General features: G+C 74.9%; 16 protein-coding genes. 8 read left to right on the top strand and 8 right to left on the bottom strand.

Features of this window, described 5'->3' with window-relative positions:
- Positions 1-182: 182 nt before the first annotated feature.
- The 8 genes from SM450_RS10985 (at position 183) to SM450_RS10950 (ending at position 7,654) form a co-directional block, all read left to right on the top strand.
- Positions 183-1,229 (top strand): LacI family DNA-binding transcriptional regulator, encoded by a 1,047-nt coding sequence (locus SM450_RS10985; protein ID WP_474619595.1) that lies wholly within the window; start codon positions 183-185, stop codon positions 1,227-1,229.
- Between the two features lie 97 nt (positions 1,230-1,326).
- Positions 1,327-2,670, top strand: coding sequence for an ABC transporter substrate-binding protein (locus SM450_RS10980; RefSeq protein WP_474619594.1), 1,344 nt, complete (start codon positions 1,327-1,329; stop codon positions 2,668-2,670).
- A gap of 30 nt (positions 2,671-2,700) precedes the next feature.
- Positions 2,701-3,681 carry a carbohydrate ABC transporter permease gene (locus SM450_RS10975; RefSeq protein ID WP_474619593.1) on the top strand — a complete coding sequence of 327 codons (981 nt, stop codon included), beginning with the start codon at positions 2,701-2,703 and terminating at the stop codon, positions 3,679-3,681.
- Entirely contained in the window at positions 3,678-4,550 is an 873-nt protein-coding gene (locus SM450_RS10970) for a carbohydrate ABC transporter permease (RefSeq protein ID WP_474619592.1), read from the top strand. Before SM450_RS10975 ends, SM450_RS10970 begins: the two co-directional genes overlap by 4 nt.
- Positions 4,547-5,191, top strand: coding sequence for a hypothetical protein (locus tag SM450_RS10965; RefSeq protein WP_474619591.1), 645 nt, complete (start codon positions 4,547-4,549; stop codon positions 5,189-5,191). The genes SM450_RS10970 and SM450_RS10965 overlap by 4 nt, the downstream gene beginning before the upstream one ends.
- Positions 5,188-6,063 carry a DUF6807 domain-containing protein gene (locus SM450_RS10960; protein WP_474619590.1) on the top strand — a complete coding sequence of 292 codons (876 nt, stop codon included), beginning with the start codon at positions 5,188-5,190 and terminating at the stop codon, positions 6,061-6,063. The genes SM450_RS10965 and SM450_RS10960 overlap by 4 nt, the downstream gene beginning before the upstream one ends.
- Positions 6,060-7,043 (top strand): sugar kinase, encoded by a 984-nt coding sequence (locus SM450_RS10955; protein WP_474619589.1) that lies wholly within the window; start codon positions 6,060-6,062, stop codon positions 7,041-7,043. The genes SM450_RS10960 and SM450_RS10955 overlap by 4 nt, the downstream gene beginning before the upstream one ends.
- A complete protein-coding gene (locus tag SM450_RS10950) occupies positions 7,040-7,654 on the top strand; it encodes a bifunctional 4-hydroxy-2-oxoglutarate aldolase/2-dehydro-3-deoxy-phosphogluconate aldolase (RefSeq protein ID WP_474619588.1) in 615 nt (204 codons plus the stop codon). The genes SM450_RS10955 and SM450_RS10950 overlap by 4 nt, the downstream gene beginning before the upstream one ends.
- Here the strand turns inward: SM450_RS10950 and SM450_RS10945 are convergent.
- The 8 genes from SM450_RS10945 to SM450_RS10910 are packed head-to-tail and all read right to left on the bottom strand — an operon-like array spanning position 7,647 to position 15,469.
- Positions 7,647-8,411 (bottom strand): hypothetical protein, encoded by a 765-nt coding sequence (locus SM450_RS10945; protein ID WP_474619587.1) that lies wholly within the window; start codon positions 8,409-8,411, stop codon positions 7,647-7,649. The two genes, SM450_RS10950 and SM450_RS10945, sit on opposite strands and share 8 nt — an antisense overlap.
- Before the next feature lie 27 nt (positions 8,412-8,438).
- Positions 8,439-8,915 carry a hypothetical protein gene (locus SM450_RS10940; protein ID WP_474619586.1) on the bottom strand — a complete coding sequence of 159 codons (477 nt, stop codon included), beginning with the start codon at positions 8,913-8,915 and terminating at the stop codon, positions 8,439-8,441.
- Positions 8,912-9,832 (bottom strand): carbohydrate-binding protein, encoded by a 921-nt coding sequence (locus SM450_RS10935; protein WP_474619585.1) that lies wholly within the window; start codon positions 9,830-9,832, stop codon positions 8,912-8,914. Before SM450_RS10935 ends, SM450_RS10940 begins: the two co-directional genes overlap by 4 nt.
- Complete coding sequence (locus tag SM450_RS10930) at positions 9,829-10,473, bottom strand: phage tail protein (RefSeq protein ID WP_474619584.1); 645 nt, start codon at positions 10,471-10,473, stop codon at positions 9,829-9,831. Before SM450_RS10930 ends, SM450_RS10935 begins: the two co-directional genes overlap by 4 nt.
- Entirely contained in the window at positions 10,454-13,108 is a 2,655-nt protein-coding gene (locus tag SM450_RS10925; protein WP_474619583.1) for a putative baseplate assembly protein, read from the bottom strand. Before SM450_RS10925 ends, SM450_RS10930 begins: the two co-directional genes overlap by 20 nt.
- A complete protein-coding gene (locus SM450_RS10920; protein ID WP_474619582.1) occupies positions 13,105-13,563 on the bottom strand; it encodes a GPW/gp25 family protein in 459 nt (152 codons plus the stop codon). Before SM450_RS10920 ends, SM450_RS10925 begins: the two co-directional genes overlap by 4 nt.
- Positions 13,560-13,898: a hypothetical protein gene (locus tag SM450_RS10915; RefSeq protein WP_474619581.1), complete on the bottom strand. Its 339-nt coding sequence runs from the start codon at positions 13,896-13,898 to the stop codon at positions 13,560-13,562. Before SM450_RS10915 ends, SM450_RS10920 begins: the two co-directional genes overlap by 4 nt.
- Positions 13,898-15,469, bottom strand: a complete 1,572-nt coding sequence (locus SM450_RS10910; protein WP_474619580.1) for a phage baseplate assembly protein V — start codon at positions 15,467-15,469, stop codon at positions 13,898-13,900. Before SM450_RS10910 ends, SM450_RS10915 begins: the two co-directional genes overlap by 1 nt.
- Positions 15,470-15,511 lie beyond the last annotated feature (42 nt).

Below are 15,511 nucleotides of genomic sequence, written 5' to 3'. Positions count from 1 at the left end.
GCAACACGTCGTCAATGGTCGATGGGTTTCCCGTGCCATGAATCCGGATTCGTGCGGTTATATGCGCCCACCGGGAGTGCGGTCGCAATCGATCCGTAACAATGAAGCGTTGACACCGGAGCAACCGTTTGCATTAATTGGCGGCACCCGTGACCCCCACCACATCGGACCAGGGAGCCGCCGTGCCAGCCACCATCCGGGACGTCGCCCGGGCCTCCGGCGTGCACATCTCCACCGTCTCCCGCACGTTCTCGGCCCCGCACCTGGTCAACCCGGAGACCCGGGGCCGGGTGCTGGCCTGCGCGGAGGATCTCGGGTACCGCCCCAACCGGGCCGCCCGCGCCCTGATCACCGGTCGGACGCACAACATCGGCCTGATCGTGGCCGACATCGCCAACCCGTTCTTCCCGCCGCTGATCAAGGCGGCGGAGGGGCAGGCCCGGCACCGCGACTACCACGTCTTCGTGGCCGACACCAACGAGGACGTGCTCGCCGAGGAGGACCTGGTCCACGCGCTCGCCAAGCAGGTCGACGGCGTGCTGCTGTGCAGCCCACGGATGAGCAACAGCCTGATCGAGCAGGTCAGCCGCGAGGTCCCGGTGGTGGTGATCAACCGCCAGGTCGCCGGCCTGCCCTGCGTGATGATGGATGTCGGGCAGGGCACCCGGGCCGCGATCGAGCACCTGCTCGGCCTCGGCCACCGGCGGATCGCGCTGCTCGGCGGTCCGCGCGGCTCGTGGACCGCGCGGGAGATGCGCCGGGCCGCCTCGGCGGCGGCGCGCAGCGGCGGCGCCGAGTTGACCCTGCTCGGGCCCAACCAACCCACCGAGACCGGCGGCGGCGCGCTCGCCGAACCGGTACGCCGCAGCGGCGTCACCGCCGTGCTCGCCTACAACGACCTGATGGCGCTCGGCCTGATCGAAGGGCTCGACGCGCTGGGGCTGCGGGTGCCGCAGGACGTCAGCGTGGTAGGCGTCGACGACATCGCGCTGAGCCGACTCACCCGCCCCAAGTTGACGACGGTGGCCACACCGACCGCGGCCGCCGGCCGGACGGCCGTCGACATGCTGCTGCAACTCGACTCCGACGCGCCGCGCGGCGCCCGGGGCCGGGGCGCGGCGGCCGGCGACCGTCGCACCACCGCACAGGTAATGCTCCAGACCGTACTTGTCGTCCGCGACTCGACCGGGCCCGTGCCCGAGCCCGGTCGGGACGGCGCCGGGACCTGACCGGGTGGCCCGGGCCCGCATAGCGGTGCGGACCCGGGCGGCCCGTGGACGGCCACCGGTGACGTCGTCGCCTCCCACAGCCGAGGAGTGAGCGCAGATGCACCCCGCAACGTCCCCCACCGCCGGCGCACCCGCCGGGCGGAATCACCGTACCCCCCTGTCCCGACGCCGATTCGTCCGCGGCCTCGCCGTCGTCGCGTTGGCCGCGCCGCTCGCCCTCGGCGCTGCCGGCTGCGGCGACGACGATGGCGGCGGCGACGGCGGCCAGGTCAAGCTCTCCGTCTTCTGGTGGGGCGGCGAGGCGCGGGCCAAACTCACCGAGGACGCCCTGGCCCTCTACACCAAGAAGCACCCCGAGGTGACCTTCGAGAAGACCTGGCAGGCCAACCAGGGCTACTTCGACAAGCTCGCCACGCTTACCGCCGGCGGCAACCCGCCCGACCTGTTCCAGATCGACGACAACTACCTGGCCGAGTACGCCGGCCGCAGCACCACGCTCGACCTGGGCAGCTACCGCGACTCCGGCAAGCTCGACGTGTCGAAGTTCCCCAAGAGCCTGCTCGAGTACGGCGTGGTCGACGGCAAGCTCGCCGGGGTGGCCGCCGGGGAGAACACCCAGGGCCTGGTCTACAACAAGACGCTGCTGACGCAGAACGGGCTGCCGGAGCCGACCACCGGGATGAGCTGGGAGGAGCACATCGCCTGGGCCGAGCAGGTGGCGAAGAAGACCAAGGTGCCCGGCACCCAGGACCCCAGCGCCGACTACAAGGCGCTCTGGGTCTGGTTGCGCCAGCAGGGCAAGGACCTCTACCAGGGCAAGGAACTCGGCTTCACGGTCGAGGACGTGACGAAGTGGTTCGAGCTGTGGAAGGGCGCCCGCGACCGGGGCGCCACCCCGACCCCGGACGTCATCCACGAGGGCAACGCCACCGACATCACGAAGCAGCTCGTGGTCACCGGCAAGGCGGCCACCTCCTGGGTCTGGGCCAACCAGATGCCGGACCTGAAGAAGAACACCAAGGACGAGTTGGGCGTGGTGGCGTACCCGGGTGACCCGAGCGCCCAGTGGGCCCGTGCCTCGATGTACTGGTCGGTGTTCAAGGGCAGCAAGCACCGCGACACCGCGGTCGACGTGATCAACTTCCTGAACAACGACCCGGAGGCGGTGGCGCTGCTCGGCACCGACCGGGGCCTGCCCTCCAACATGGACCTCCGGGCGAAGGTCAGCGAGACCGCCACCGACCCGGCCATGAAGCAGTCCATCCAGGTCGAGTCCGAGCTGGCGCAGAAGTTCGGCCCGTCCCCGCAGGTCCCGATCAAGGGACACAGCAAGGTCAAGTCCGAGCTGACCAAGGCCGCCGAGAACGCCCAGTACGGCCGGGCCACCCCGGCCCAGGCCGCCGAGCAGTTCCTCACCGCCTGCAAGTCCGCGATCGCCTGACCTCCTCGCCGAGAAGAAAGGAACCGGCCCGTGGCCCTCACCACGGCGCCCGGCCGGACCCCACGTACCGGACCGGCCGGCCCCCGCCCCACGCGGCGCGGGGTCGGCCGGGCCCGGCTCGGTGAGGGCCTGGCAGGGTACGTCTTCCTCTCGCCCTGGCTCATCGGACTGATGGGCATCACGGCGATCCCGATGCTGCTCTCGCTCTGGCTGAGCTTCACCGACTACGACATCCTCACCCCGCTGTCCGAGGTGCGCTGGGTCGGGCTGGACAACTACGAGCGGATGTTCACCGCCGACCCGTCGTACTGGCACGCGGTACGGGTCACGCTGACGTTCGCGCTGATCGCCGTACCGCTGAAGCTGGCCGCCGCGCTCGGCGTGGCGCTGCTGCTCAACCGCGCCTGGCGCGGCGTCGGGCTGTTCCGCGGCCTGTTCTACCTGCCGTCGCTGCTCGGCGGCAGCGTGGCGCTCGCCATCGTCTGGGTAAACATGTTCAACCGGGACGGCGCGTTCAACTCGTTCCTCGCGCTGTTCGGCATCGAGGGGCTGCCCTGGGTCGCCGACCCGGACTGGGCCCTGGAAACGCTCATGGTGCTTGCCATCTGGCAGTTCGGCGCGCCCATGGTGATCTTCCTGGCCGGGCTCAAGCAGGTCCCCACCGAGCTGTACGAGGCGGCGGCCGTGGACGGCGCCGGGGTGTGGCGGCGCTTCCGCGCGGTCACCCTGCCGATGCTCTCCCCGGTGATCTTCTTCAACCTGGTGCTGGAGACCATCCACGGCTTCCAGGGCTTCACCGCCGCGTTCGTGCTCAGCAACGGCACCGGCGGCCCGGTCGACTCCACCCTGATGTACACGCTCAAGCTCTACATCTCCGGCTTCACCGACCTGGAGATGGGCTACGCCTCGGCGATGGCCTGGGTGTTCCTGCTGGCCATCGCGCTCATCACGGCCGTGTTCTTCGGCACCGGCCGGTTCTGGGTGCACTACTCGGACGGAGACGACACATGACCACCGTGCCGGCCGTGACCGCCCGCCGCCGACCGGGCAACCGGCAGGCGCTGCGCCTGCTGGTGCTCGTGGCGATCGTGGCGGTGGTGCTCTACCCGCTGATCTGGATGCTCGGCACCTCGGTCAAGTCGCAGGCCGAGATCGTCAACAACATCGGCCTGCTGCCGGAGACGTTCACCCCCGGCAACTACGTCGACGGCTGGACCAACTTCGACGTCAGCTTCGGCCGGTTCTTCCTCAACAGCGCCATGGTCAGCCTGCTCACCGTGGTCGGCAACGCGCTGTCCTGCCTGCTTGCCGCGTACGCCCTCGGGCGGCTGCGGTTCCGGCTGCGCAAGGCCTGGTTCGCCGTCATGATCGGCACCCTGCTGCTGCCCGGGCACGTGCTGATCGTGCCGCAGTACATCCTGTTCCGCAGCCTCGGCCTGGTCGGCGGCGACTGGCCGTACCTGCCGCTGCTCATCCCGCACTTCCTGGCCACCGAGGCGTTCTTCGTCTTCCTCATGGTGCAGTTCATGCGCGGCATCCCGCGCGAGCTGGACGAGGCCGCCAAGATCGACGGCGCGTCACCGTACGGCGTGTTCCGGCACGTGATCCTGCCGCTGAGCCGCCCCGCGCTCGTCACCACCGCGATCTTCTCGTTCATCTGGACCTGGAACGACTTCTTCCGCCAACTGGTCTATCTGTCCACCCTGGACGACTACACCGTCCCGGTGGCGCTGACCCTGTTCATCGACTCGACGAGCCAGAGCGCGGTCGGCCCGATGTTCGCCATGTCCGTGCTGTCCCTGCTGCCGGTGTTCCTGTTCTTCCTCGCCTTCCAGCGGATGCTCGTCGAGGGCATCAACACCAGTGGGTTGAAGGGATGAGCGCCGACCGCCCCCGCCGGGACTGGCGGGACACCCTGTCCGAGGCGACAGACCTGGCGCTGCTCGGCTTCGTCGTGGCGGTGGCCGCGCTGCCGGTGCTCACGCTCGCCCCGGCCGTCGCCACCGCCGCCGCCGCGCTGCACGACCGCGCGGTCACCGGGAGCTGGCCGCCCGCGCGGACCACCCTCACCCGGTTCGGCCGCGCGCTGCCCGCCGGGCTCGCGGCGAGCGCCGTCGCGCTCACCGTCGCCGTCGCGCTCGGCGCCGACCTGCTCGCGCTCGCCACCGGCCGGGCGCCGGGCGGCGGGCCCGCCCTGGCCGTCACCGCCGTCGTGACCGCGGGCCTGCTCGGGTACGCCGGCCTGGTCGCCGTGGCGGTCGGGCGCACCGGCGGCCGGGGCTGGCGGGCCGCCGCCCGGCACGTGGCCCGCACCTGCCCGCAGCGGCCCGGCGCGTGGGCCGCCGCCGCCGGGACCTGCGGCCTGGCCGTGCTGCTCGCCACGCTCGTCACCCCGGTCGCGGTCCCGATCCTCGGCGGGTACACCCTCGCCGCGCTGCACGCGATCGACGCCCGCCGCCCGGCCGGCGGGCCGGAGCCGGCGCGGGCCCACCACCCGGCGGTCCGGCCGGAGGCGTCGTGACCGCCGATCCCCGCGCCGCCGCCGCCGGTGGTGAGGAGCGGCTGGTCGTGGCCGGGGTGGAGGTGGCCCGCTACGTGGTCCGGCCCGACGTGGACCCCCGGCACGGGCCCCGGCCCTACCTGCACCCGGTGCGGACCCGGGCCGGCGTCCCGGTCACCGACGCGCTCCCCGCCGACCACGCCTGGCACCTCGGCGCGTCCCTCGCCGTGCAGGACGTGGCCGGCGCCAACCTGTGGGGCGGCCGGACGTACGTGCGCGGCACCGGCTACACCTGGCGCGCCGACCACGGCGTCATCGCCCACGCCGGCTGGCGGGACCGGGCCGCCGACCGCCTCGACCACGACCTGGAATGGCGGGACGCCGACGGCCGGCCGCTGCTGCGCGAGCACCGCCTGCTGACCGCCGTCCCGGCCGGTGACGACGCCTGGTGGCTCGACCTGACCGCCACCCTCACGTCCGCCACCGGCGCCGACGTCCACCTGGGCAGCCCGGCCACCAACGGCCGGCCCGGCGGGGCCGGCTACGGGGGCTTCTTCTGGCGGGTCGCGGCCGGACCGGAACCCCTGGTACGGACCGTGGACGCCACCGGCGAGGAGGCGGTCAACGGCTCGGCCGCGCCCTGGCTGGCGCTGCACGGCACCGGGTCCGGCGGCGGCGCGTACACGCTCGTGTTCACCGGCCTCGGGCCGGGCGACAGGTGGTTCGTCCGGACCGCGATGTATCCGGGCGTCTGCGTCGCGTACGCCTTCGACCGGCCGGCGGTGGTCGCCGCCGGCCGTCCCCGCCGCAACCGGCACCGCGTGCTCGTCGTCGACGGTCAGCTCGACCCGGCGGACGTCCCGGCCCGGCTCGCCGCGAAGCCCACCTCGTGACCGGGCCGGAGGTCGCCTGCGTGGGCGAGACCATGGTGGTCCTCACCCCGGACGACGGCGGTCCGCTTGAACGCGCCGCCCGGCTCGCCGTCGGCGTGGGCGGCGCGGAGTCCAACGTGGCGATGGGGCTGGCCCGGCTCGGCCACCGCGCCGCCTGGCTCAGCCGGGTCGGCGACGACCCGTTCGGCCGCCGGGTGGTCGCCGAGATCGCCGCGGCCGGGGTGGACGTCTCCCTGGTCACGGTCGACCCGGCGGCGCCGACAGGCGTCTACCTCAAGGACCCCGGCCCGGCCGGCACCCGGGTCCACTACCACCGGGCCGGGTCGGCGGCCAGTCGCCTCGGCGCACCGGACCTCACCGACCCCCGGCTGGCCGGCGTCCGGCTGCTGCACCTGTCCGGGATCACCGCCGCGCTCTCCGACTCCTGCCACGGGCTGCTCGCGCACGCGCTCACCGGGCGGCCGTTGCCCGGCGCCCGGGTCGTCTTCGACGTGAACCACAGGCCCGCGCTCTGGCCCGCCGACCGGGCCGCCCCGATCCTGCGCGACCTGGCCGACCGCGCCGACGTGGTGCTCGTCGGGCTGGACGAGGCGGCGACGCTCTGGGGCAGCGCCGACCCGGCCGCCGTCCGCGACCTGCTGCCCGGACCCGACCTGGTGGTGGTCAAGGACGGGCCGGTCGGCGCGACCGCGCTGCCGCGTACCGGGCCGGCGGTCTTCGTGCCGACGCCGCAGGTGGACGTGGTGGAGCCGGTCGGCGCCGGGGACGCCTTCGCCGCCGGCTTCCTCGCCGGACTGCTGCGCGCGGTTGACCTGAGATCCTGCCTGCGGTTGGGTCACCTCACCGCGGCGCCGGTGCTCGCCGCGCCGGGCGACACCGCACCACCGCCGGACCCGGCACGGATCGCCCGGGCGCTGGCGCTGACGGACCGGGACTGGGCGACGCCGCAACGGCGACGCGACGGAGGGAGCGGCACATGAGCGCACACGACTTCGCACCGCTGTTCGGCGACGCGCGGGTGATGGTGATCCTGCGCGACCTGCCGCCGGAGGAGACGGTCCGCCTCGCCGAGCTGGCCTGGGACCTCGGCATCGACGTGGTGGAGGTGCCGATCCGTACCCCGGGGGCGGTGCCCGCGCTGCACGCCGCCGTCACGGCCGGGCGGCGCCGGGACCGGATCGTCGGCGCCGGCACGGTCCGCAGCCCGGCCCAGGTCCGCCAGGCGATGAGCGCCGGGGCGGCGTTCACCGTCGCCCCCGGCCTGGACCTGGCCGTCGCGGACACGGCCCGCGGCTACGGCATCCCGCACCTGCCCGGCGTGGCCACCCCCACCGAGGCGCAGCAGGCGCTCGACCACGGCCTGATCTGGCTCAAGGCGTTCCCGGCGGTCAGCCTGGGCCCGGCGTGGTTCCGGGCGGTCGCCGGGCCGCTGCCGGAGGCCCGGTTCGTGGCCACCGGCGGTATCGACGCCGGCAACGCGGGCGACTTCCTGGCCGCCGGGGTACGCGTGGTGGCGGTCGGCTCGGCGCTCACCGACCCGGCCCAGCTCCCGCGCCTCGCCGCGCTCGCCACCGGCGACCCGGTCAGCTGACCGTGCGGCCGGACGTGGTGGCGGTGGTGCGGACCGCCTTCACGACCGCCGGGATCGAGCCGATCAGCAGCACCAGCGCCCAGATCAGCGCCACCACGGCGAACACCACCGCGCCCAGGTCGTCGAGGATGCTGACCAGGATCACCGGCAGCAGGCCGTGCAGGAACTGCAACACCACAGTGCACAGCAGCGTGGTCAACGCCAGCAGCACCAGCCCCTTGTTGCGCAGGAACCGCGGCTGGGCGGCCAGCAGCAGCCCGAACCAGACCAGCTTGAGCAGCAGCACCAGCCCGAGCAGCACGGCCGCGTCACCGACCGGGAAGAACCCCCACACCGCCAGGTACGCGAGCGTGCCGAACGGGGGCGCCAGGAACAGCGAGACCATCACCGTCAGCTCGACGAACGCGATGATCAGCAGGACCAGCGACACCAGCAGCAACACGATCGAGAAGATGAGCGTGGCGACGCCCTGCACCCGGCCCTGCACCCGGTCCGGCAGCACCAGGCTCAACGCGAACAGCCCGGTGGTCCAGAGCGCCACCACGTCGATGAGCGCGAGATAGCCGGTGCCCCGGCCGGACGGCTCGGCCACCCCGCCCACGTCGCCCAGCTCCACGCCGAGCTGCCCGGCGCTGTCCCGCAACGCGGCACCCGCGTCGCCACCGCCGGTGAGCGCCGCCGCGCCCAGCTCCACCCCGACCACGAGCGCCACCGCCAGCAACGCCAGCAGCAGGAACGGCTTGCGTAGCTCACCCATGTCGCGCCCCCTCCCGGGCGGGCCCGGTCAGGACCGGGCGATCGTGACCGCGCACCCGCCACCTCCCGGGCACCGCAGGACCACCTCGGTCTCCCGGTCCACCGCCACCTTCGCCACCGTCGCGCCGTCCGGCCCGGGCGTGACCTCGTCGGTGACCGTGACGTCCGCGTCGCCGGGCGCGCGGGCGGTCACCTCGAACGGCGTCACGCCGCGCAGCACAAGCGTGCGCAGGGCGCCCGGGTCGGCGACCCGCAGCCGGCAGGTGGCGTCGAAGCCGACCACCACCCCGTCGGCGGTGGTGGTCGGCGCGGCAGCAGGCGGCACGCACGCCACGGTCACCGTCGCCGGGTCCACCGCGCCGGCGCCGCGCCCGAGCCGGCCCAGCGGGCCCGGCCCGGCCGCCGGATCGCCCGGACCGTCGCGCCGCCCGGCCACCGCCACCAGCCAGAGCGCCACGAGCAGCCCGGCCAGCGCGACGAGCAGCACCTTCTGCCGCCCGGTCATGGCCGGTCGACCGGGGTGAACCGGATCAGGTCCACCCCGGCGAAGTAGCCGTCGGTGCCCTGGGTCTTGCTCACCGCCACGAGCGTCAGCTTGTGCGGCCCCCGGGTCAGCTCAAGCGTGTCCACGTCCAGCTCGTCGGTGCGTACCACGGTCGGGGTGAAGCCGAAGAACGTGTCCCCGACCTGCCGCCCGTCCACGAGCCAGATGGTGTTCGCGTAGTCGTACGACGTGACGCGCACGGTGGAGAACCGCCACCTGCCGTCCGCCGGCAGGTCCACCGACACGGTCACCCGGTCGCCGACCGCCCGGCCCAGGAAGAACAGCTGCTTGTCACCGGAGAAGACCACGCCGCAGCAGTTGTCCTGCGCCACCACCTCCGCCTTCGTGGCGCTCTTCGACGTGACCTCGGCGCCGGCGACGAGCGTCTCCGCCTCCACCGCCACCGGCTGCACCCGCGGCGTGGGTGGCGTGTCCGGGCCGCGGGTCACCAGCCACACCACCACGCCCGTCACCACGAGCAGCAGCACCGCCGCGGCGGCCACCCACGGCCACGGCGAGCGCTTCGGCCGCTCGACCGCCCGCACGTCGTACGTCACCCGGCCGCTGGAGCGGGAACTCTCCTCCGGCGCGGTGTTGGCCGAGTACGCGAACCCGGTCATGTCGTAGCGCCGGGGCGGGGTGCCGGCCGGCACGGCGAGCCGCACCAGGACCGACACCGACCCCTGCCCGGGCACCACGCGCTGCGGCTCGGCCACCGTGAACCAGGCGCGTTGGCTGCCCTCGCCGGGCGCCACGTCGAACACCACGGTGTCCGGCGCCGCCCCCGGGTTCGACACGGTGAAGGTCAGTTCGCCGGCGTTGCGGGCGTCCAGGGTGAACTGTTCGGCGGCGGCGGCGACTGTCCATTCGGTGGTCATGACGGCTCCTCGGGCGGGTCGTGGGGCGGGGGAGGGGGCACGTGCGCCCGGCCGACCGCGCGCACCGGGTCGGGCGGCGCCGGTTCGGCGGACGGCGCCGGTTCGGCGGACGGCGCCGGTTCGGCGGGTGGGCCGGCCGGCGCGGCGACCACCTCGACGGTGACCGCGGCCGGCTTCTCCGCCTCGACGATCCGGGTGACGAGCGCCAGCCGGTCCGCGGCGGCCGGCGGCACCCGCACCACCAGGTGGAACGGCCGCTCCGCCGGCTCGTCGAGCACGAACCCGGTCACCCCGGTGGCCAGCTCCAACGCGGTGCGCATCCCGTACGGGGTGCCCCGCCAGCGGGCCAGCAGCGCGCCGTGCGCCACCAGGTCGCGCAGCCGGCCCAGCGGCAACGGCAGCGGCGCGTCCGCGCGCGGCGCGGCGACCACGTGGTCCATCGCCACCCACCGGGTCAGGTACGCCACGAACCCGTCCGCCGTCCGGTACGGCCCGAACAACGCGTCGACGTCCGCGAGCACCGCCTCGTCCGGGGCGTGCAGCGCCTCCATCACGTCCAGCAGCGCGCCGAGCACGCTGCCCGGGCCGGCGGCCCGCTGGTACGCGGCCGGCAGCAGCCGCTCAATCGCCGCTCGACGCATCCTGCCGCACCACCTCGATGTCGTGCTCGCCGGAGCAGAGCAGCCAGGTGCCGGGAACGGTGACCACGTCGGCGGTGGCCTGGTTGGCGCTGGCCACCCAGTCCTCGCCGTCGCCGCTGCGGTACACGCCGCGCTCGCCGCCGGCCAGGACCAGCCGCCCGGCGCCCCCGGACGGCGCGGTGGCGGCGATCGCGTCCACCGGGGAGAACCGGGTCCGGTCCCGCAGCGGCAGGCCGCAGTTGACCATCACCGGCCGCCACTGCGGCTGCCCGGCGAGGGTGTCCAGCCGGACCACGCCGCCGCTCTGCGTGGCGGCAAGCGCCAGCGGACCGCTGAACGCCAGATCCCGGCAGGTGCCGCCGATCCAGCCGGCGGACATCGACTGCCACTGCACGTCGGACTCGAACAGCCGGGTGCGGTGGGCGCCCTGGCCGGGCTTCTTTGGGTCCGGCTCGCCCGCGCCGCACCACAGCAGCGTGGCCGGTCCGTCGTACTGCACGGCGAGGACCCGGTTGTCCACGTTGGCCAGGCCCACGTGGGTGAACGTGCCGGGGCGGCCGGCCGCGGTGGACAGGTAGACCCCGAACCCGGCCTGCGCGGCGACCGCCACCCCGGGCGCGCCGCGCTCGGAGACGAACGACCGCACCGCGTAGAAACCGCGGTCGGCGTCGGCCGGATCGACCAGGATCTGCAACGGCACCGCGCCTGGCAGCAGCGGCACCTCGTAGAGGCCCGCGTCGGTGGCCAGCAGCAACGCCCCGGTGCCGTCCCGGTCGATCCAGGCCAGGTCCCGCACCCCGGCCTCCAGGTCGGTGAGCAGCGTCCAGCTCTCGCCCAGGTCGGTGCTCAGCCGCACCCGGGAGCCACCGGCGTCGCGGGCGGTCACCACCGCCACCGAGCCGGCCCGGGGCACCACGCCGGGGCGGACCGGGGCGGGCGCCGGCGCCACCCGCACCACCGTCTCGTCGTCGAACCGGCCGGCCGGCTCCCAGCCCGCGCCCGCGTCGGTCGAGCGGAACAGCACCGGGCCGCGCCCGGCGTACCAGGTGTCCGGCTGGTACTGGTCCACCGCGACGGTGCGGACCTGCGCGTCCGGCGCCTCGTCCACCACGAACCGCACCGACTCGACGTAGCGCACACCCGGCTCGGCGTGCTCAAGCATCCGGTAGACGTTCGAGGCCCGCAGCGGCTCGCCGAACGCCCAGCCGGCGGGGTTGAGCGGCGTCGGCAGCGGGCTGAGCGTCTGGTGCAGCCGGTCGTGGATGCGGCGGCGGACCGCGTCGACGTCCTCCTCGCGGCGCACCACCACCCGGGCCCGGACCGAGACCGCCTTGTAGCGCGCCCAGCCGGCGCGTACCGCCGTACCGAGCGCCCGGCGTCGCTCCAGGTCCGCCTCGACCCGCCGCCGGGCCTCCTCGACCTCGTGCTCGCGGAGCACCGCCACCGGCAGCCGGCCGCCGGGGCGGGCCGCCTCCGGCACGTACGGCACCAGCACCACCTCCACCTCGCCCGGCCGGGCGAAGCTGTAGACGGCGGCCCGGGTGAACGCGCGGGCCCGCGCCACCGCGCCGGAGCCGGTGGCGAGGATCTCGAAGTCCCGCGCGGTCACCGCGCGCTGCTGGGCGAAGAACTCGTACGGCCCGCGGGCCAGCACCGACTCCAGCGACTCCAGTTCCCGCCCGCCGGTGGCCGGCGCCGGGTTGTCCGCCCGGAGCCCCGGCAGCGGGTCCCGCAGGCTGGTCAGCACCCCGGCGGCCACGTTGCCGGCCGGCCCGCCGCCGCACCGGTACCAGAGCCGCACCTGCCGCCCGGCCGGCGGCACCGCCGCCACAGTCGTCACCCCGGCCGTCCCCTCGGCGGCCGGGACGCTCCCCGCGCCGGTCCCGGCGTCCGGTCCGGGTCCGGCGGGCGTGACCGGGCGCAGGTCCAGCGCCGGCGCGAACGTGACCACCCCGGAGGCCCGGTCGACCAGGTAGACCTTGGCCTGCGGGCCGAGGCCGGCGAAGCTGTCCACCGGCCGCCAGATCTCGTACGTGCGGCCCTCGTGCTCCCGGGCGGCGGCGCCCAGCTCCACCGAACCGGTCGGCACCTCCACCCCGAGCAGCAGGTCCAGCGCCTCGGTGGTGCGGGTAAGCGGCGCGCGGGCGGCCCGGAACGTCTGCCCGGGCTGACCGGTGCCGGTGCCCAGCAGCTCCGCCTCGACCGGCTCGCAGTGGTGTACCCGTACCGTCACCTCGGCCTCACCGGCGTTCAGCAGGGCCGGCTCGGTGGTCACGAAGACGACCGGCCGGGGGTCGGCGCCGCGGGCGGCGGCGACCCGGGTGCCGGCCGGCACCCGGACCGGGCCGCGGTCGGCGCCGGTGCGGGTGAGGCGCACGTCGGCCCAGGCCGCCGCCGGCGGGTGCCGGGTCGCGCCGAGCAGGTTCAAAAACGCGACGTACGCCTTCTCCGGCAACTGGTTCAGCCGGTAGATCATCACCTCGGTCAGGTAGGCGAACGCCTCGAGCAGCGCCATCCCCGGATCGTGCGCGGACAGGTCCGTCCAGTCCGGGCAGGAGCGGCGGATCCGCTCCCGGGCCTCGGTGACCAGGTCGAGGAAGGCGCGATCGTCCAGGTGCGGCACCGGCAGCGTCATGAGGTGGCCTCCGCACCGGTCGGGTCGGTGAGGTTGTCGAGGTCGGTGTCGGGCGGCAGCAGGTCCACGGAGAACACCAACTGGCCGGGGGAGAGGCTGGCCCGCACCCGGTAGTCCAGCCGGATCACCAGCCGCCACGGGTCGTCCGGGTCCGGCCCCGCGTCCACGTCCAGCACCTCGACCCGCGGCTCCCACCGCCGGATCGCCTGCCGGACATAGTGGATGGCCAGGCCGGCGGTGGTGTCGTCGTTCGGCGCGAAGATCAGCCGGTGCAGCCGCGACCCGTACCCCGGACGCATCAGCCGCTCGCCCGGGGTGGTGGACAGCAGCAGGCACAGCGCCTGGCGTACCGTCTCGTCCCCCTCGGTCATGGCGAGCCCGCCGGCGGCGGTGAGCGCGAGACCACCGGCGCGGCCCGCGTCGAAGCCGGCGCCCACGAAGCGGAAGGCCCTCATGCGTCCGCCCCCAGGAAACTCTGCCGCGGGTCGCGGACCTGGTGGTGCACGGCTCCCGGCGGGGTCCCGTCGGTGAGGCCGTCCAGGTTCGACAACACCACGGGTTGCCGGTCCACCCGCAGCCAGGTGCTGTAGCCGACGGTCACGGTCATGGTGTGCAGGCACGGTTTGATCGTCGGGCCGTAGTTCGGGCAGGCGGTGATGTCGCGCTCCTCGGGGTCGGGCCGCACCAGCACCGGGACGCCCCGCACGCGCACCCACTGCTGCGACGGGCGGTTCGCCACCCGCCCGTCGTGCCCGCAGGTGATCAACGAGTCGCGGTGGATCCAACGCATCAGCCACCTCCGGCGGAACGGGCGAGGGTACGGGCCTGGGCGGCGGCGGTCTCGGCGTCCTCGGCCGCCGGGGCGTGCAGGAAGTCGACCGTCTTCGCGCGCACCACCACGGCCCGACCCGGCGCGGACAGCACCAGGTCACCGGCCGCGTGCACGGTGGTCAGCTCGGGGCGCAGCTCGACGAAACTGCCCGCGTCGGTGGCCAGCCGCAGCGTGCGCCCGTCGTCGTCGATCACGATCGACTGGCCGGTGCCGGTCCGCACCGACCACCGCCGGGACCGCCCGGAGACGATCCCCGCGTCGTACGGCTCGACCGCGCCGAACAGCGAGCCGAGCACCACGCCCGACGCCGGCTCGCCACCGGGCAGTGCCACAAGCACGGTGTCGTCCGGGTCGGGCAGCGCGACGATCCCCTTGCCCCGGCCCGCCCCCGGGCAGGCCACCGCCAGCCAGCCGGCGTCCAGATCCCCGTACGCGGGCAGCGTCACCCGGGCCCGGCCCAGCCCGTCCGGATCGTCGACGTCGGTGACCGTGCCGAGGGTGACCGTCGCCGCCGGGGGCGCGGCCACCGGGAGCGGCTCCGGTGGGGCGGTGGAGAACCGGGTCAGGTGGCCGTCGGCGTCCACCGTGTGCACCACCTCGGTCAGCACGTACACGCCGGCCACCGGCTCCGGCACCCCGGCCAGCGCGATCCGCCGGCCCGGCCGCAACGCCGGATCGCCCTCGGCCGTGCCCTCGGCGGTGACAAGCGCGGCGACCCGGGCGTCCAGCCCGGCCTGGGCCAGCGCGGCCAGCTCGTCGTCGCTGCGCCCGGGCTGGTCCACCGCGGTACGCACCCCGTCCGCCCCGACGTCGCCCGGCGCGGGACGCAACGCGATCCGCCGCCCGCTGCGCGCCTCGCCGGCCGACTGGCCCAGCGGCTCGGCGCGCTGCGGATGCCAGCCCAGCGCGGCGCACTGGGCGCCGGCCCGGTCCAGGTTCTCGCTGATCCGCACCGCGTGCACGGTCTCGCCGAGGGTCAACGCCACCGGCTCGCCGTGACCGTCCAGGGTGAGCAGTCGCAGCAGGTCACCGTCCACGCTCAGGTGCAGCCCGGCCCGGCCGGCCACCTCGCACAGCAGCTCCAGATCGGTGTGCCGGTGCTGGAGCAGCCGGTCCAGGCGCGGCCCGTCCGCCTCGGCGACCACCCGCAGACCCAGCCCGGCGCACAGCTCCCCGGCCAGCTCGGCGGCGGTCACCGACTCGAACACCCGCAGCTCCTGACGCTTGCGCAGCCGGTGCAGCGGGTCGTACGCCCGGATCCGCAGCAGCGCGGCGCCGTCCCCCGCGTACTCCACCTCCACGGCTGTCACCTCGCCGGTGAACAGGGCCTCCGCTGCGCCGTCCAGGCGCACGTCGAGGGCGGCGCCGGGGCGTACCGGCGGGTCCAGGGCGCCGGCGCCGGGCGCGGCGGCCAGGGTCACCTCGCACTGCGTCGGCCGGTCCAGCCGGGCGGCGACCCGGATTCCGCGCAGCCGGGCCGGGTCGGCCGGCGGCCGGCCGTCCACGGTCACCGTCGCGGCCCGGTTCACGGCGTGCCTCCCGTCTTCCTGGCCCGGTTCACGGCGTGGCGC

It is taken from the genome of Micromonospora marincola (assembly GCF_056150385.1).
This window is presented reverse-complemented; position numbering and strand designations above follow the sequence as displayed.